At 73.9% G+C, this 17,326-nt stretch carries 15 protein-coding genes; 4 read left to right on the forward strand and 11 right to left on the reverse strand.

Annotation, left to right across the window (positions count from 1 at the left end):
• Positions 1 to 29: 29 nt before the first annotated feature.
• Together cydD and ACZ66Z_RS24965 are read left to right on the forward strand one after the other, a co-directional pair.
• Complete coding sequence (gene cydD, locus ACZ66Z_RS24960) at positions 30 to 3,578, forward strand: thiol reductant ABC exporter subunit CydD (protein ID WP_469937464.1); 3,549 nt, start codon at positions 30 to 32, stop codon at positions 3,576 to 3,578.
• Between the two features lie 20 nt (positions 3,579 to 3,598).
• Complete coding sequence (locus tag ACZ66Z_RS24965; RefSeq protein WP_469937466.1) at positions 3,599 to 5,329, forward strand: GAF domain-containing sensor histidine kinase; 1,731 nt, start codon at positions 3,599 to 3,601, stop codon at positions 5,327 to 5,329.
• A 50-nt stretch (positions 5,330 to 5,379) separates the two neighbouring features.
• On the opposite strand, the gene ACZ66Z_RS24970 is transcribed toward ACZ66Z_RS24965, so the two are convergent.
• From ACZ66Z_RS24970 to ACZ66Z_RS24985, 4 genes are all read right to left on the reverse strand, one after another.
• Positions 5,380 to 6,252 carry a Cof-type HAD-IIB family hydrolase gene (locus tag ACZ66Z_RS24970; protein WP_469937468.1) on the reverse strand — a complete coding sequence of 291 codons (873 nt, stop codon included), beginning with the start codon at positions 6,250 to 6,252 and terminating at the stop codon, positions 5,380 to 5,382.
• A gap of 114 nt (positions 6,253 to 6,366) precedes the next feature.
• Positions 6,367 to 7,017, reverse strand: coding sequence for an NAD(P)-dependent oxidoreductase (locus ACZ66Z_RS24975; RefSeq protein WP_469937470.1), 651 nt, complete (start codon positions 7,015 to 7,017; stop codon positions 6,367 to 6,369).
• On the reverse strand, positions 7,014 to 7,898 hold the full coding sequence (locus ACZ66Z_RS24980) for an SGNH/GDSL hydrolase family protein (protein ID WP_469937472.1): 885 nt from the start codon (positions 7,896 to 7,898) through the stop codon (positions 7,014 to 7,016). Before ACZ66Z_RS24980 ends, ACZ66Z_RS24975 begins: the two co-directional genes overlap by 4 nt.
• 1 nt (position 7,899) lies before the next feature.
• Positions 7,900 to 8,673 (reverse strand): hypothetical protein, encoded by a 774-nt coding sequence (locus ACZ66Z_RS24985; RefSeq protein ID WP_469937474.1) that lies wholly within the window; start codon positions 8,671 to 8,673, stop codon positions 7,900 to 7,902.
• 101 nt (positions 8,674 to 8,774) lie between these two features.
• On the opposite strand from ACZ66Z_RS24985, the gene ACZ66Z_RS24990 reads away from it, so the two are divergent.
• Both ACZ66Z_RS24990 and ACZ66Z_RS24995 read left to right on the forward strand, forming a co-directional pair.
• Positions 8,775 to 9,269 carry a MarR family winged helix-turn-helix transcriptional regulator gene (locus tag ACZ66Z_RS24990; protein ID WP_469937476.1) on the forward strand — a complete coding sequence of 165 codons (495 nt, stop codon included), beginning with the start codon at positions 8,775 to 8,777 and terminating at the stop codon, positions 9,267 to 9,269.
• 189 nt (positions 9,270 to 9,458) lie between these two features.
• Complete coding sequence (locus tag ACZ66Z_RS24995; protein WP_469937478.1) at positions 9,459 to 10,142, forward strand: DUF6083 domain-containing protein; 684 nt, start codon at positions 9,459 to 9,461, stop codon at positions 10,140 to 10,142.
• A gap of 30 nt (positions 10,143 to 10,172) precedes the next feature.
• Here ACZ66Z_RS24995 and ACZ66Z_RS25000 read toward each other — a convergent pair whose 3' ends face one another.
• From ACZ66Z_RS25000 to ACZ66Z_RS25030, 7 genes are all read right to left on the reverse strand, one after another.
• The gene (locus tag ACZ66Z_RS25000; protein WP_469937480.1) at positions 10,173 to 11,066 is read right to left on the reverse strand and encodes an LLM class flavin-dependent oxidoreductase; all 894 of its coding nucleotides are present in this window, start codon (positions 11,064 to 11,066) and stop codon (positions 10,173 to 10,175) included.
• 78 nt (positions 11,067 to 11,144) lie between these two features.
• Positions 11,145 to 12,065: a DUF72 domain-containing protein gene (locus ACZ66Z_RS25005; protein WP_469937482.1), complete on the reverse strand. Its 921-nt coding sequence runs from the start codon at positions 12,063 to 12,065 to the stop codon at positions 11,145 to 11,147.
• 141 nt (positions 12,066 to 12,206) lie between these two features.
• Positions 12,207 to 12,659 carry a hypothetical protein gene (locus tag ACZ66Z_RS25010; protein ID WP_469937484.1) on the reverse strand — a complete coding sequence of 151 codons (453 nt, stop codon included), beginning with the start codon at positions 12,657 to 12,659 and terminating at the stop codon, positions 12,207 to 12,209.
• A 156-nt stretch (positions 12,660 to 12,815) separates the two neighbouring features.
• Complete coding sequence (locus tag ACZ66Z_RS25015) at positions 12,816 to 13,376, reverse strand: RNA 2'-phosphotransferase (protein ID WP_469937486.1); 561 nt, start codon at positions 13,374 to 13,376, stop codon at positions 12,816 to 12,818.
• Between the two features lie 141 nt (positions 13,377 to 13,517).
• Positions 13,518 to 14,447, reverse strand: coding sequence for a MerR family transcriptional regulator (locus ACZ66Z_RS25020; protein WP_469937488.1), 930 nt, complete (start codon positions 14,445 to 14,447; stop codon positions 13,518 to 13,520).
• A 174-nt stretch (positions 14,448 to 14,621) separates the two neighbouring features.
• Positions 14,622 to 16,406 carry an SDR family oxidoreductase gene (locus tag ACZ66Z_RS25025; RefSeq protein WP_469937490.1) on the reverse strand — a complete coding sequence of 595 codons (1,785 nt, stop codon included), beginning with the start codon at positions 16,404 to 16,406 and terminating at the stop codon, positions 14,622 to 14,624.
• The gene (locus tag ACZ66Z_RS25030; RefSeq protein WP_469937492.1) at positions 16,406 to 17,251 is read right to left on the reverse strand and encodes a M24 family metallopeptidase; all 846 of its coding nucleotides are present in this window, start codon (positions 17,249 to 17,251) and stop codon (positions 16,406 to 16,408) included. The genes ACZ66Z_RS25025 and ACZ66Z_RS25030 overlap by 1 nt, the downstream gene beginning before the upstream one ends.
• Positions 17,252 to 17,326: the final 75 nt, after the last annotated feature.

A 17,326-nucleotide genomic window follows, 5' to 3' on the forward strand; every position in this document is an offset into this window, starting at 1 on the left:
CCGACGCTCTCCAGAGGAGCATGTTTCACGTGAAACCGATCGACCCGCGCCTGCTCCGGTACGCCAGGGCCACCCGTCTCTTCCTGAGCGCGGTGGTCGTGCTCGGCCTCGTCGGAGCGGCGCTGGTCGTCGCCCAGGCGATGCTCGTCGCCGAGATCGTGGTGGGGGCCTTCCAGAAGGCCCAGTCGGCCGCCGACCTGACCGCGCCCCTGCTGCTGCTCGCCGGAGTCGCGGTGGCGCGGGGGCTCGTCTCCTGGCTGACCGAGCTCGCCGCCCACCGGGCGAGCGCGGCGGTCAAGTCCGAGTTGCGCGGTCGGCTCCTCGGCCGCGCGGCCGCGCTCGGACCGGGGTGGCTGAGCGGCCAGAAGACCGGCTCGCTGATCGCCCTCGCCACCCGGGGCGTGGACGCCCTCGACGACTACTTCGCCCGCTATCTGCCGCAACTGGGCCTCGCGGTGGTCGTGCCGGTGGCGGTCCTGGCCCGGATCGTCACCGAGGACTGGGTCTCGGCGGCGATCATCGTGGTCACGCTGCCGCTCATCCCGGTCTTCATGGTCCTCATCGGCTGGTACACCCAGGCCCGGATGGACCGGCAGTGGAAGCTGCTCTCACGGCTCTCCGGGCACTTCCTGGACGTGGTGGCCGGCCTGCCCACCCTCAAGATCTTCGGCCGGGCGAAGGCCCAGGCGGAGTCGATCCGCGCGATCACCTCGGAGTACCGCCGGGCGACGATGCGCACGCTGCGGATCGCCTTCCTGTCCTCCTTCGCCCTGGAGCTCCTGGCGACCCTGTCGGTCGCGCTCGTCGCCGTGACCATCGGCATGCGGCTCGTCCACGGCGAGCTCGATCTGTACACCGGGCTCGTCATCCTGATCCTGGCGCCCGAGGCGTACCTTCCGCTGCGGCAGGTGGGGGCGCAGTACCACGCGGCGGCGGAGGGGCTCGCGGCGGCGGAGGAGATCTTCGACGTCCTGGAGCAGCCGGTACGGGACGGCGGCACGGCGGCCGCGCCGGAGTCCGTACGCCTTGAGCTCGACGGCGTGACCGTCCGCCACGCGGGGCGCGCCGAGCCCTCGCTCGACGCGGCGACGCTGACGGTGGAACCGGGCGAGACGGTGGCTCTGGTCGGGCCGAGCGGGGCCGGGAAGTCGACGCTGCTCGACGTCGTTCTGGGCTTCGCGGTGCCGGAGGAGGGCGGTTCCGTACGGGTCGGGGGCACCGACCTGGCGACGCTCGACGTGGAGGAGTGGCGGTCCCGGATCGCCTGGGTCCCGCAGCGCCCGTACCTCTTCGCGGGGACGGTCGCCGAGAACGTACGGCTCGCCCGTCCGGACGCCTCCGACGAGGCGGTACGGGACGCCCTGCGGGACGCCGGGGCGGACGGGTTCGTGGCGGGGCTGCCCCAGGGTCTCGACACCCCGCTCGGCGAGGACGGCGCGGGACTCTCGGCGGGACAGCGGCAACGGCTCGCGCTCGCCCGTGCGTTCCTGGCGGACCGGCCGCTGCTGCTGCTCGACGAGCCGACGGCGGCGCTGGACGGTGCGACGGAGGCGGGGGTCGTGGAGGCGGTCCGCCGTCTCGCCGCCGGGCGGACGGTGCTGCTGGTCGTGCACCGGCCGGCACTGCTGGCCGTCGCCGATCGGGTGGTGAGCCTGGGCGGTGCCGTGGTGGGTGCGGAGCCCGCCGCACCGGAGGCGCCCGGGGCGACCGTCCGGGGCGCCGGGGGCGCGGGTGCGGAAGACGACGGCGTCGCCGGTGGGGTGCGCCCGCCCGTTCCGCCCCGTGCGGAACAGGGGCCCGCACTGGCGCGGGTGCGGGGGACGGCCGGGAAGCTCAAGAGCAGGATGGCGCTCGCGCTGCTGCTCGGAAGCCTGGCGCTCGGATCCGCCGTCGGGCTCATGGCCGTGTCCGGCTGGCTCATCTCGCGGGCCTCCGAACAGCCGCCCGTGCTCTACCTGATGATGGCCGTCACCGCCACGCGCGCCTTCGGCATCGGCCGGGCCGTCTTCCGGTACGCCGAGCGGCTCGTCTCGCACGACGCCGTCCTGCGGATGCTCGCCGACCTGCGGGTCTCCGTCTACCGGCGCCTGGAGCGGATCGCTCCGGCCGGACTGCGCCGCATCCGGCGCGGTGACCTCCTCGCACGGCTCGTCCAGGACGTCGACGCCCTCCAGGACTACTGGCTGCGCTGGCTGCTCCCGGTGGGCGCCGCGCTCGTCGTGGGCATCGCCTCCGCCGGGTTCACCGCCTGGCTGCTGCCCCAGGCCGGTGCCGTCCTCGCCGCGGGCCTGCTGGTCGCCGGAGTCGCCGTGCCGGCGGCCGGCGGAGCCCTCGCCCGCCGGGCCGAACGGCGGCTCGCCCCCGCGCGCGGCGCCCTGGCGACCGCCGTGGCCGACCTGCTGCGCGGCTGCGCCGAACTGACCGTCGCCGGTGCGCTCCGCGGCCGGATCGCGCGGACGCGGGACGCGGACCGCGCCCTCACCTCCATCGCCTCCCGGCAGGCCGCCGCCACCGCGCTCGGCGCCGGCCTCTCGGCCCTGGTCCGCGACCTGACGGTCGCGGCCGCCGCGCTCGTCGGCGTCCAGGCCGTACGGGACGGGCGGCTCGACGGGGTGGCCCTCGCCGTGATCGTCCTGACGCCCCTCGCCGCCTTCGAGGCCGTCACCGGACTGCCGCTCGCCGTCCAGTACCGGCAGCGGATCAAGCGCAGTGCCGAGCGGGTCTTCGAGGTGCTCGACGCCCCCGTCCCCGTGCACGAGCCGGAGACGCCCGCCGCTCCCCCGGCGAGCCCGTTCCCGCTGGAACTGGCCGGGCTCTCGGCCCGGCACGCCGGACAGGAGCGGCTCGCGCTCGACGGGTTCGGGCTCACCCTGGAGGCGGGGCGCCGGGTCGCGGTCGTCGGTGCCTCCGGCTCCGGCAAGACCACGCTCGCCCAGGTGCTGCTGCGGTTCCTGGACGTGGAGTACGGCACGTACCGCATCGGCGGCGTACCGGCCTGGGAGCTGGACGGCGACGCGGTCCGGCGGTTCGTCGGGCTCTGCGCCCAGGACGCCCATCTCTTCGACAGCTCCGTGCGCGAGAACCTGCGGCTCGCCAAGGTCGGTGCGGACGACGAGGAGCTGCGCGAGGCGCTGCGCCGGGCCCGGCTGCTCGACTGGGTCGACGGGCTGCCCGCCGGACTCGACACGCTCGTGGGCGAGCACGGCTCCCGGTTGTCCGGAGGACAGCGGCAGCGCCTCGCGCTCGCCCGGGCCCTCCTCGCCGACTTCCCGGTCCTCGTCCTCGACGAACCCGCCGAGCACCTGGACCTGGCCACCGCCGACGCCCTCACCGACGATCTGCTCCGGGCCACCGAGGGCCGCACCACCGTCCTCATCACCCACCGGCTGCACGGTCTCGACGCCGTCGACGAGGTGGTGGTCCTTGACGAGGGCCGGACCGTGCAGCGCGGCCCGTACGCCGAGCTCGCGGCGACGGAGGGCCCGCTGCGCCGGATGCTGGAGCGGGAACGGGGAACCGACCTGCTCGTCACCTCCGCGACGACCGGTACGGAACGGCCGACTTTTCTCGCCAAATAGGACTTACTAGGCTCGCTTCCATGACCGCCGCCGCGTCCGACGCCCCGGACCCCCTGGAAGCCGCCACCCAGGTCACCCGCAGCCTCCAGGGGTTGTCCACGGAGCTCACCGCCCGCGTGCCGCAGCTCCTGGAGGCCATGCGTTCGGTCGGCACCGGGCTCGAACTCCCCTCCACCCTCGACCGGATCTGCGAGACCGCCGCCGAACTCGCCGACGCCGAGTACGCCGCGATCGGCGTGGTCGACGAGGAGGGCGAGGGGCTCTCCGCCTTCGTCACCTTCGGCGCCGGCGAGGACGTGGTCCGCCGGATCGGCCACCGCCCCGACGGCCGTGCGGGGTTGCTCGGCGCGCTGATCCGCGACCCGCAGACCATCCGGCTCGCCGATCTGTCCACCGATCCGCGCGCGGCGGGCTTCCCGCCGGGGCATCCGCCGATGCGGTCCTTCCTCGGCGTCCCCATCCGGGTCCAGGGCGAGATCTTCGGCAATCTCTACCTCGCGGAGAAGCACGGCGGCGGCGAGTTCAACGACGACGACGTGCACATGGTCCGGGTCCTCGCCACCGAGGCCGGGATCGCGATCGGCAACGCCCGCCTGTACGAGGCGGCCCGGCAGCGCGAACGGTGGATCGACGGCTCGGTCGCCGTCACCACCGCCCTGCTCTCCGGCGGCGACGCGGACGACGCCCTCACGGTCGTCGCCGAACAGGCCCGCAGGCTCGCCGGCGCGGACGCCGGGATCGTGCTGCTGCCCGCCGAGGAAGGCGGCCTGGAGATCGTCGCCGTCTCCTCGCCCCTGCCCACGAAGTCGCTGGGCACGGTGATCCCGTCCGAGAGCGCCGTCGTGAAGGAACTCCTGCAGGGCGAGGCCGTCTTCGTGGCCGACGCCTCGACCGATCCGCGCATGATCAGCCGGCTGACGTCCCCGTACGGGCCGAGCATGATGCTGCCGCTGCAGAGCGGCGGACGGGTCCTCGGCGCGCTCGCCACGCCCCGGCTGCGCGGCGCCCGGCCGTTCACGGAGGCCGAGCGGACGCTCGCCACCCAGTTCGCCTCGCAGGCCGCCCTCGCCCTGATGATGGCCGACGCGCAGCGCGACCGGGAGCGCCTCGCCGTCTTCGAGGACCGCGACCGGATCGCCCGGGACCTGCACGACCTGGTCATCCAGCGGCTCTTCGCCACCGGCATGATGCTGGAGAGCGCCCAGCGGAGGTCGATCGTGCCGGCCGTGCGCGAGGGCGTGGGCAAGGCCGTGGACGAGCTGGACGTGACCATCCAGGAGATCCGTACGGCGATCTTCGCGCTCCAGCAGGGTCCCGCCGAGGCCCCGTCGGGGCTGCGCACCCGCGTCCTGCGGGAGATCAACATGGCGGCGGTGCCGCTCGGCTTCAAGCCCGCGCACCGCTTCCTCGGCGCGATCGACGCGACGGTCGGGGAGCTCACCGGCAAGAACCTCATCGCCGCCCTGCGCGAAGCGCTCTCGAACGCGTTCCGGCACGCGGAGGCGAGCCGCATCGAGGTCGTCGTCGACGCCGGGGTCACCCTGCCCGACGGCTCCGCCGGGGTGCGGCTCTCGGTCGCCGACGACGGGATCGGCATCCCGGCGGGCGGGCGGCGCAGCGGCCTGCGCAATCTGGCGCGCCGGGCCGAGTCGCTGGGCGGCGCGAGCTGGTGCGGCCCGGGCCTGGGCGAGGACGGCGGCGGGACGACGGTGCTGTGGGAGGCACCGCTCCAGCCCGACGTCTCCGACTAGCCCGAGGGCCCCGACTAGCCCGAGGCCTCCGACTAGCCCGGGGCCTTCGGCTAGGCCGACGCCTCCGACGCGCCGAGGACCTCCGCGACGAGCCGTTCGATGACGACGGCCACGCCGTCCTCGTTGTTGCCGACCGTGCGGCCCGAGGCGGCGGTGATGACGTCAGGGTGGGCGTTGCCCATGGCGTACGAGCGGCCGGCCCAGCTCAGCATCTCGATGTCGTTCGGCATGTCGCCGAAGGCGACGACCTCCTCGGCCGCGATGCCGCGCTCGGCGCAGCACAGGGCCAGGGTGGAGGCCTTCGAGACGCCGAACGCGCTGATCTCGATGAGGGCGGTCGGGCTGGAGCGGGTGAAGGCGGCCCGGTCGCCCGCGGCCTCCCGCGCGAGCGCGAGGAACACGTCCGGGTCGAGCTCGGGGTGCTGGGCGAGCAGCTTGAGCACCGGAGCGGCCGAGCCGGCCTTCTCCTCGTAGAGGAGCTTCTCGGCGGTGGCGACGGTGGCGCCGGGGTCGAGGAAGAAGGGCGGGTACTGCGGCTCGTAGTGGATGCCGGTGGTGAGCTCGACGGCGAAGGACGTCCCCGGCGCGGCGGCGCGCAGGGCGCGGACCACGTCGAGCGCGACCGGCCGCTCCAGCGGGCGTACCTCCAGGAAGGCGCCTCCCGCGTGGAGGTCGACGACGGCGGCCCCGTTGGCGCAGATCGCCAGGCCGTGGCCGTGGACGTGGTCGCTGACGACGTCCATCCAGCGGGCCGGGCGGCCGGTGACGAAGAAGACCTCGATGCCGGCCTGCTCGGCGGCCGCGAGGGCGGCGACCGTGCGCTCGGAGACGGACTTGTCGTCACGCAGCAGGGTGCCGTCGAGGTCGGTGGCGATCAGCCGGGCCACCGGGGCGGAAGGGCGCGGGGAACGGGGAGAGGTCACCGCCCCATTCTTCCGCACCGGACGCACGGGCGTGCGAGGAGCCGCACATATGAGTGCGCGGGTTCGAGCGGGTGGGTTCTCGCCTTGAGCGCGTGGGTTCTCGCCGCGGGGTTCTCAGTACGCGACCTCCACGACGGCCCGGTGGGCGCGGCGGTCGTCGACGTGGGTGAGCAGGTAGTGCGCGAGATCGGCGCGGGAGAGCGACTTCGGCCGCTCCAGAGGGGCGTTCTCCGCGGTCCGGTAGGAGCGGGTCAGCGGGCCGTCGGTCAGCATCGGGGGCCGGACCACCGTCCACACGGTGCCGTCCGCGGCGGGCGACCGCACGAAGTCCTCCATCCGGGCCATGTCGGCGTAGCCGTGCCGGTAGAGCCGCTGGATCACGTACCGGGTGACGAGCCGCTGCGGCAGCGGCACCTCCGGGGTGATCTCCAGGCCGGCGGACGAGAGGCAGAGCAGCCGGTCGACGCCGGAGGCGCGCATGGCCTCGACGATGTTCCGCGTGCCCCGCGAGTAGACGGTCGTGGGGTGCTTGCGGTCGGTGCTGCCGAGGCAGGAGAGGACGGCGTCGTGGCCGGCGACCGCCTTCCGCCAGCTCCCGGGGGCGAGCACGTCGCCGGGCAGGACGGTCAGCCCGGCCCCCGGGTCCGCTGCGGGGACCCGGGCGGGGTCGCGGGCGACGGCCGTGACCCGGTGGCCGGCGCCGAGGGCCTGGGTCAGGAGCTGCGCGCCCGTACCTCCGGTGACGCCGAAGAGCATGAGCCTCATGGGGCCACCGCCCCTGCCCGCTGTGCCAGCGCGTCGACGAGGGCGACGGTGACGGCACGCTGGCCGTCGAGGCCGAGGTGGACGCCGTCGTCGAGGTGGAGACCGGCGGTGGCCCGCCGGGTGTCGACCGTGAGCTCCGGACGCCCGAGGAGGAAGTCGGCGACACCGTCGACGTCCTCGCTCGTCCAGCCGATCCCGGCGCGACGGAAGTGTGGATAGGCGTCGGCCCGCTCCTGGTCCACCGCGCTCGGGGTGAGCCAGATCCAGCGGTCCGGGCCGGAGGGGCCGCCGCGCCCGGTGAGGTCCCGCAGGGCGAGGAGGTTGCGCTCGGTCTCCGTCTCGCTGACCAGCCGGGTGCCGACGGCCCCCGCGCCGCGGCCCAGCCGCTGGGCGTCGTTGGCGCCGAGCATGCACAGGATCCAGTCGGGGCGCAGGAAGCCGAGCTGGGGCAGCTGGGCGAGGGCCTGCGTGGTGGTGGAGCCGGAGACGGCGAGGTTGACGAGCTCGACGCCGTCCGGGAGGAGGTGGCGCAGGATCGAGAACCAGGAGAGCCGGTCGGCGGTGGTGCTCTCGCCGAGGGCCACGATCCGCTGCCCCGGCCGGAAGGGCAGCCGGTCGACCCGTTCGGCGAAGGCGGGGTCCTCGAGGAGCTCGGCGGCGACCTCCTGGGTCTGGTCGTCGAGGCCGCGCAGGAGCGTCCGGTACGTCTCGGTGTCCAGGCCGAAGAGGGCGGCGAGGCGGGTGTCGGGCACCTCGCCCAGGTAGCGGAGGACCTTCTCGGGCTGTTGGAAGCGCACCAGCTTGTCCGTGAGCTTCTTGTCCGTGGCCGTCCTGGCCGTCCTGGCCGTCCTGGCCGTCGTGTCCGTCGTGGTGTCGGTCATGTCAGTGCTCCTTGCCGGTGCGGAGGAGGGGCTCGGTACGGGTAGGGGTACGGGTACGGGTACGGGCGCGGTGCCGGGGCAGCAGGAAGCCGGCGGCGATCAGCCAGCCCAGGCAGGTGAAGCGGGCCAGGGGCAGCAGCAGGGCGGCGCCGTCGAGGAGCAGGACGAGGGTCGAGAGTTCGGCGACCGCCGCCAGGGCGAGGCCGGTCACGGCGAACGCGCGGGGCAGCAGTCCGGCGAGGAGCCCGGGGACGGCGATCCCGGCCACCAGCAGGCCCAGCGTCACGACGTGGCCCGGGCCGCCGGTGGCGAAGGCCAGGTACTGGAGGGCCCGGACGAGCGGCGGGAGCTCCAGGACCTCCGTACGCGACAGGGTCCAGCTCACCAGGCCGCAGCAGGCCAGGAAACCGGCGGCGAGGAGGCCGCCGGCCAGGGCGATGGTCGCGCCGGGCGCGCGGACGCCGAGCCGGTGCAGCCGGGCCGAGACCGTGGCGGCGTAGACGGCCAGCGGGATGGAGGCCGCGAACTGGAGGGCGCCGGAGATCCGGACGGCGTCGGAGTGGGCCTGGAAGTACGCCACGATCTCGCCGGTCCCGCCGAAGGGCGAGGGGAAGGGGTCACCGTCGGCGAGCACGGTGCTGAGCACCAGCCCGGCCAGGAACAGCCCGGTGAACACCACGGCGAGCACGCCGGGCGGAGGGCCTCCCTGGGCTTCCCCGTGCGGACGGGGGGCGGCGGACGGCCGGAGCTCGGCCCGGCTTTCTGCTGCGGACACGGGTCCACTCCGTTCTCTTATGGTTCTCTGGTGAGAATAGTTCACAGGGAAGAATCGTTCTTTTCGCGTACGATAGCCCCGTGAGCAGTGACCGGCAACCAGTGGAAGATTCCGGAGCGGCGACGGCCCCGCCCCCGCGCGGCGGAGCGTTCCTGCTCGCCCAGCTCGGGGCGCACGCGGCGGGACGCTTCGGCGAGCGCGTCGGCGAGCTCGGGCTCGCCCCGCCGGACGTCGGCCTGTTGCGGATGATCGCCACGGAACCGGGACGGAGCCAGCGCTCCCTCGCCGCCGACCTCGGCGTCGTCCCGAGCCGGGTCGTCGCGCTCATCGACAACCTGGAGAGGAAGGGGCTCGTCGAGCGGCGCCGCAGCGCCGAGGACCGGCGCCACCACGAGCTGTACGTCTCCGAGGACGGCCGCCGCGCGCTCGGACGCGTCCGTGAGGTCGCCGCGCTGCACGAGGACGACCTGTTCGCCGCGCTCGACGAGGACGACCGGGCCCGGCTGACGGCGCTCCTCGGGCGGATCGCCGAACAGCAGGGCCTCACCCCCGGCGTGCACCCGGGCTACCGCCACCTGCCGAAGCGCCCGGACTGAGCGAGGGCCGCGCGGAGCCGGCACTGAGCTGGTGCGGAGTCGGCGCGGAGCGGGCGCTGAGTCGGCGCGGAGCGGGCGTACCCGGTGTGCGCCGGTGTGCGCCAGGACATGGCCGTAAACACCCGTTCGTTCCGGCCGTGACGGGGGAAGACCCCTGGGAGCTGACGGCGTCTCCAGGGAGGGCGGGGCATGGTCGCGGGCCGGCGAGGCGCGGAGTGCGACTGCTGCGGCACGCCGTACGGGGCGTGGATCGCGAGCCTCGGCATGGCCCTCTGCGCGGAGTGCGAGCGGGTCGGAGCGGCGCACCCCACGCGGGACCCGGTGCTGGTGGGCGACGTCCTGGCCGGCCTGGCCGCCGACGTGGCCCGGGGCGCCCGCGTCGTGGCGCAGCGGACGCGGTCGGGGAGCGGCGTGCGTGACGCGGCCGGGAGTGCCGTACGCGACGGGGCCGGGGGCACCGTACGGGATCTGTTCGGGCCCGGGGACGCCGTGCAGGACGGCGTCGGGCCCGGGAGCGGGGCACCGGACGCATGGGATCCGGACGCACGGGGCCCGGATCCCGGGCACTCGGGTCCGGGCGCCCGGGATCCGGGACTCGCGGTCTGTGACCGGTGCGGGGCGCGCGCCGAGTGGCACCGCACGGTGCGCGGGCGCTGGATCATGATCGAGCCCGGGGAACTGGCGGCCCGGCTCGTACCGGCCGGCAGGCGCTGGCGGGTCGGCGGCGACGGGACAGCGGTCGGCCTGGGCGCGGCCCTGCCGTCGGACAGGTGTCGGGTCAGCCACTTCGACGTCTGCCCGGCGCGCCCGGCACCGGCCGACTCCCCGGTCCTGCTCGCCCTGTGGCGGAGCCACGCCCGGCACACGGCCTGACGGGCACCGCCCCCGGGCGGGCCGGGACGCTCAGTCCAGCTGGGCGAGCGCCTCGGTGGCGATCTTCTCGAAGACGGTCTGGTCGGCGGCGAAGCCGGAGTCCGGGATCGGCCAGTGGATCACGATCTCGGTGAAGCCGAGCTCCCGGTGCCGCCCGGCGAAGTCGACGAAGGCGTCCACGGACTCCAGAGGCCGCCCCCGGTCCGGGGTGAAACCGGTCAGCAGGACCTTGTCCAGTCCGGCGACGTCCCGACCGGATTCGGCGCACGCCTTGGCGAGCTTCTCGACCTGGCCGCGCAGGGCCGCCACCGACTGCTCGGGCGTCCCCTCCTCGTACAGCTTCGGGTCGCCGGTGGTCACCCACGCCTGGCCGTGTCGCGCGGCCAGCCTCAGCCCGCGCGGTCCGGTCGCCGCCACCGCGAACGGCAGCCTCGGGCGCTGGACGCAGCCGGGGACGTTCCGCGCCTCGTCGGCCGAGTAGAACGTGCCCCGCTCGGTCACCGCGTCCTCGGTGAGGAGCCGGTCGAGGAGCGCCACGAACTCGCCGAACCGGTCGGCCCGCTCCTTCGGCGTCCACGCCTCCTGCCCGAGCACGGTGGCGTCGAAGCCGTTGCCGCCCGCGCCGATGCCGAGGGTGATCCGTCCGCCGGAGACGTCGTCCAGCGTGATCAGCTCCTTGGCGAGCGTCACCGGGTGCCGGAAGTTCGGCGAGGTCACGAGGGTGCCGAGGCGGATCCGCTCGGTGGCCGCTGCCGCCGCGGTGAGCGTGGGCAGCGCGCCGAACCACGGGCCGTCGCGGAAGCTCCGCCAGGAGAGGTGGTCGTAGGTGTACGCGGCGTGGAAACCGAGGTCTTCGGCCCGCCGCCAGGTCTTCTGCCCCTCGCTCCACCGGTGGATGGGGAGGATCACCGTGCTCAGTCGCATGCCGTCGACCCTACGGGACCCCTCCGGCCGGGCGTCGGCCCCGACCGGTTCCCGGCTCGGCGGCCCGCCCCCGGCCGCTCAGAACAGGCGCGTCGCGTCGCCCGGGCCGTCCGCCCGATCGGCTTCGGACGGCGCTCCGAGCAGGTGGCTCATCGTCTCGGCGGCGCGGACGGCCGCGTCGCCGCAGCAGTTGTTGAAGAGGACGTGGACCTCGCGGGCCCGGTCGGCCATCGCGCGGACGGCCGGCGTCCAGGAGGAGAGCTCCTCGGGCGTGTACCGGTGGCGGAACCGCTCCTCCTTCGTGCCCGTCCCCCAGGCGCGGTTGCGGCCGTGGAAGCGCACGACCGCGAGCCGGTCGGAGGTGACCGGGGTGACCGGCGGGATGGACGTGGGGAGCGACTGCACCATGTCCACGGCCACGGCGGTCAGGTCCAGCTCCGCCAGCAGGCCGAAGGTGGAGGCGGAGCGGTCCGGCCGCCACCAGTCGGGATGCCGGAACTCCACCGCCACCGGCCAGCCCGCGGTGCGTTCCCGGCACTGGCGCAGCATCGACGCCGCCGACGGGCTCGGAGCCAGCCACGGAGGGAACTGGAAGAGAACCGTCCCCAGGCGTTCCGCCTGGCGCAGGGGTTCGAGGGCTCCGCTGAAACGGTCCCACACCTCGTCCAGCAGCCCGGGGTCCACCTCCTCCCGACCGCGCCGCCCGGCCACTGCCGTCCGCAGATCGGCCGGCAGCGAGGCGGGTCGTGTCGGATGACCGGTCAGCAACGAGAACGCCTTCACGTCGAAGCGGAAACCGGCCGGCGAACGCTCGACCCAGAGGACGCTGTTCCGCGTGCTGGGCAACGCGTAGTAGGTGGCGTCCACTTCGACCAGCGGGAACTTCGTGGTGTAGTGCCGCAGCCTGGCCTCCGCGCCGCGGTGGCCTTTCGGGTACCAGCCGCTGGCCAGCAGCTCCTTGTCCGTCCATGAACACGCGCCGACGAGAATGTCACCCATGGTCACCGTCTTCCCGGACCGGTGCCGCCGACTCTCTTCCGGCGCTCGCGATTCCCTCGGACGCGAGCGGATGCGTGCCGGTGGGCGACGGGCAGGATCACGCCGCTCAGGCACGGGGGCATGTCTCCGAGCCCGTGGCGATCAGTGGACGCGGGAGCTCATCCAGGGGGTGAGCGAGGTGCCGGGGACGAGCTCCTTGTACGTCTCGTCGCCGGGCAGCGGGACGATCAGCCACCAGCCGGGCGGGAAGAACCGCCCCTTCACACGGGCGAGGCCGCCGTGGACGGAGCGGAGGAAGGCGGGGACGGCGTCGCGGGGCACGTCCGCGAACTCGATCCCGTCCACGGTGATCCTGGCGTCGTCCTCGGGGAAGACCTGGACCGTGACCGAGGGGGAGCCGCCCAGTTCGACGTAGGCCTCGTGCGGCAGCGATCCGTCCGGGTCGAGGACGGCGAACGCGCCGGACGAGATGCGCCGGGAGGTCCGGTCCGCGCCGATGTCGTCGGTCACCGTCATCTCCAGGTGGAATTCCCGGGCGATCTCGCGGATCGCGGTGACGGCTGCTTCGGTGGTGGGCAGGTGCGGACGGGGCATGGGAACGATCATGCCCGATCGCCCTTGAGCCCCGCTCCCGAGCACGGGCCCGAGGTGCGCATGGGCCGAGGTGCGTATGGGCCGAAGTGCGCGAGCCGAGGCGCGCATGGGCCGAGGTGCGTACGGGTCGAAGTGTGCGGGCCCGGACCTGCGGGCTCAGGAGGGGAAGCGGAGGAACTCCGGCGGGACGGCGTCGGTCAGCCAGACCCCGTTGGCGCTGACGCGGAAGACGTGTCCGGCCCGCCGCATGGCACCGGCGTCGACGCTCAGCACGACGGGCCGCCCCCGGCGCGCGCCGACCCGGGTCGCCGTCTTCCGGTCGGGGGAGAGGTGGACGTGGTGGCGGGCCATGGGCCGCAGGCCTTCCGCCCGGATCGCGGGGAGCCGGTCCGCGACCGTGCCGTGGTAGAGGTACGCGGGCGGTTCGGCGGCCGGCAGGTCGAGGTCGACCGCGACGGTGTGGCCCTGGCTCGCACGGATGCGGGTGCCCTCGACGGCGAAGCGCTTCTTGTCGTTGGTCTCGACGACGTGGTCCAGCTCCTCGCGGGTGAAGGGGAAGCCGTGCTCCGCGGCGGCCCGGAGCAGGTCGTCGATCTCGGTCCAGCCGTGCGCGTCGAGGACGAGCCCGATGCGCTCGGGCTGGTGACGCAGATGCTTGGAGAGGTACTTCGACACCTTCACCGTGCGACGTTCGTCGGGTGGTTGTCTTCGGTTCATGCCGTCAGGATGCCGGAGCGTGGAACCCTTCACCATCGAATTCGAGCGCGCAGGTTTGATCCACAAGCAAGGCTAGTTATCCACAGGGATGTTGGCACTTCTGTGGACAACAGCGCTGCACTTCCAGGGAGATTGGGTAAATTAGTCCGTTATGCTGCGACTTGAGGCAAGGGTATCCAATGTCCTTTTGTTCACCTCTCGTTCCGTGGCCGCCGCGATGAAGGCCTCCACGCCCTCCGCGCCGACCAGGCCCTGCACGGCCCTTATCGTCCCGGCCGGGAGCGACACCGCGCGCGGCTGATCGTCCTTCGCCCGGGGCGGATCCGGCGACAGATGGATCTGGAGGTGCCGCGTGGCCAACAAGCGCATGGCGCGTGCCAGTTCGGCGTCCACCGTCTGCTGGGCGAGCGGCCTGAGGCGCCGCACCATCGTCGCCGCCTCGGTCGCGTCCGCGTCCGTCGGCGGCCGGTGCTCCAGGTAGCGCGCGAAGACGTGCTCGGTCGTGAACTCCAGGAAACGGGACGCGATGTGCTCGACCTGATCGCGAAGTTCCCTCAGGTGACCGGTGATCGCCGCCAACGGCACCCCCGCCGCGTACAACTCGGCCGCCACCGCCAGTTCCTGCGGGCTCGGGACGAGGTACTCCTCGTCCTCCCGGCCCGGCAGCCGCTCCAGTACGCCGAGCTCGACCGCCTCCCGGATGGCCTCCTCGTCCGGCGTGCCGCCGAAGCGGGCGTCCAGCTCCGCGCGGGAGATCCGGTCCGCCTCCTCGTCCGTCCACGGTCCGTGGACCTCCGCGACCAGGCCCAGCACCCCGCCGAGCCCCCGGCCGGTGTCCCAGGCCTCCAGGAGCTCCTTGATCGAGGCCAGGGTGTAGCCCCGGTCGAGGAGGTCGGCGATCTGCCGGAGCCGCGCGAGGTGCGCGTCCCCGTACACGTTCGACCTGCCCCGCCGCTCCGGGCGGGGCAGCAGACCACGGTCCTGGTAGGCGCGGATCGTCCGGACCGTGGCCCCGCTGTGGTGGGCGAGATCCTCGATCCGGTACTCCGGCTGTGCTGACTGCTCGGACAAACCCGCTCCCACCACCCGCGTCCTCCGCCCCGCCACCGCGGAGCCCCTCCTGGGAGGGATCGTACGACCGCCGACCCGGCCCGGGCCCTGCCGGTCACGACGGCGTGGCCACTGACCTGGGTCCTGCCGGTCACGACGGCGTGGCCACCGGCCCGGGCCCGGTCGGTCCGACGGTCAGGCCGGCGGCTGCCAGCGGGCCAGCGTCCGCAGGGCACCGGGGCTGAGCCGGGACAGGAGGTGGGCGCCCCGGGCCTCGGGGGTCACCGGGACGACGGCCCGGTCGTGCAGGACCGCCCCCAGGATCGCGTCCGCGACCTTCTCCGGCGGGTAGTTCCGCAGCCCGTACAGCCGGGAGGCCTTCTGCTGCCGCCGCTTCTCCTCGGCCGCGTCCGTGACCCCGGCGAACCGCGCGGTCGCCGTGATGTTGGTGTTGACGATGCCGGGGCATATCGCCGACACCCCGATGCCCTGGTCGGCCAGTTCGGCGCGCAGGCACTCGCTGAGCATCAGCACCGCCGCCTTCGACGTGCTGTACGCGGGCAGTGCCCGGGAGGGCTGGAAGGCCGCCGCCGAGGCGGTGTTGACGATGTGGCCGCCCTGGCCGCGCGCGGCCATCTGCGCACCGAAGAAGCGGCAGCCGTGGATGACGCCCCACAGGTTGACGTCCAGGACCCGCTTCCACTCCTCGCCCGAGGTCTCGAAGAAGGAGCCGGTGAGACCGATGCCCGCGTTGTTGACCAGGACGTCGACCACGCCGTACTCGGCCGCCACCTTCGCGGCCAGCTTCTCCATCGCCTGCTCGTCGGCCACGTCGACCGGCTCGCCCCAGGCCTCCGGGGCACCGATCAGGCGTGCCATCTCCGCCGTGCGGGCCGCCCCCTCGGCGTCCCGGTCCACGGCCACCACCCGGGCGCCGGCCTCCGCGAACGCGAAGGCGGTGGCCCGGCCGATGCCGCTGGCCGCCCCGGTGACCAGGACGAGCTGGCCGCCGAACCGCTCCGCGTACGCCGGCTTCACGCCGCTCTTCGCCGCGATCGGCTTCGGCGCCCTGGTCGCCGCGTCCTCGTTGGCCCGGACGAACTCGGCGATCCAGGCGGACAGCTGGTCCGGCCGGGTGCGCGGCACCCAGTGCTTGGCCGGCAGGGTGCGCCGGGTCAGGTCCGGGACCCAGGTGCCCAGGTCGTCGTAGAGCCGCTCGGAGAGGAACGCGTCCCCGGTCGGCGTGATCAGCTGCACGGGCGCGTGCGCGTACGCGTCGGGGCGCGGCCGGCCGAGCCGGGCCCGGACGTTGTCCCGGTAGAGCCAGGCTCCGTGCGCCGCGTCGTTCGGCAGGGAGGACGTCGGGTAGTCGCCGGCGGGGACCTTCTCCATCCGCTCCAGGACCTTCGGCCAGCGCTTGCCGAGCGGGCCGCGCCAGGCGAGCTCCGGCAGCACGGGCGTGTGCAGCATGTACACGTACCAGGACTTGGCGCCCTGGCCGAGGAGCTGGCCGACCCGGCGCGGGGTGGGCCGGGTCATCCGCTGCTTGATCCAGTGCCCGAAGTGGTCGAGCGAGGGCCCCGACATCGAGGTGAAGGAGGCGATCCGGCCCTCGGTGCGCGACACGGTGGCGAACTCCCAGGACTGCACCGAGCCCCAGTCGTGGCCGACGAGGTGGACCGGCCGGTCCGGGCTGACGGCGTCGGCGACCGCGAGGAAGTCGTCCGTCAGCTTCTCCAGCGTGAAGCCGCCGCGCAGCGGGACCGGCGCCGTCGACCGGCCGTGGCCCCGGACGTCGTACAGCACCACGTGGAACTCCTCGGCCAGCCGGACCGCGACCTCCGACCACACCTCCTTGGAGTCCGGGTATCCGTGCACGAGCAGGACGGTCGGCCGGTCCGCGTCGCCGAGCTCGGCGACGCACAGCTCGATCCCGCCCGTCCGGACCCGGCGCTCCCGCGCCCCGTTCAGCCCCGCCATCAGACCGCCCCCTCGTTCCAGCGCCGCACGTGCGGCAGATCGTCGTCCAGCCAGAAAGCACTCTGCTCGGGGTCCCGGGAGTCGGTGACGACCAGGATCTCCTCGAACTTCGCGCCCGTACCCCGGAAGCCGAGGTGCGGCTCGACCGCCCACAGCCCGGGCACGGGCGGGTGGTCGGAGAACTTGTACGGCGACCAGAGCGGCGACCAGCCGTCCCGGTGACCGTGCAGGGCGTCGCTCGCGAGCCCCTTGAGCGACTGGGTGCCGAAGCCGAAGAGCGTCGGCGACCAGCGGCGCTCCTTCACCCGGTCGACCTTGTGGGCGATGACGCCGAAGGGGTAGGCCCGGTGCCGGTTCGCGTACCCCTGGCGGACCATGAGCCGGTCCACGTCCTCGTATATCTCGCGCAGCGTGCGGCGCTCGCGCACCTCGTGCAGGATCAGCTCGCGGTGGGCCTCCAGGTCGGCGAGCAGCTTGTCGTGCAGGGGGTCGAGGCCCAGGCAGCCGCTGTAGCCGATGTCGGCCGTGTACCCCTTGTAGACGGGCGCCATGTCGAGGATGAACGGCATCCCCGCCTCCAGGCGCCGGTTCGTGGGGAAGAACTGCAGCGGGACCCTGAAGTCCACGAAGGCCGTGCGGTCGCCGAACCAGGCGAAGGGTCGGTGGAACCAGTCCCGCACGCCCCGGTCGTGGAGCCACTCCCGCTGCATCCGGGCGGCCTCGCGCTCGGTCACGCCCGGCTTGAGCTGGGCCGCGACGGCTTCCGCGCACTCGTAGGAGAGCCGCTGCACTTCCCTGAACCCCCGCAGCTCCGCGGAGAGTTCGCCTGTCACTGCTGAGGCCATGCCACCCGCCGTCCCGTGTGAGCGCCCGGATGCGCTACGCGTTCGTAACTTGACACCGATGAATGTGACAATGCC

The organism is Streptomyces sp. NPDC107498, assembly GCF_055582805.1.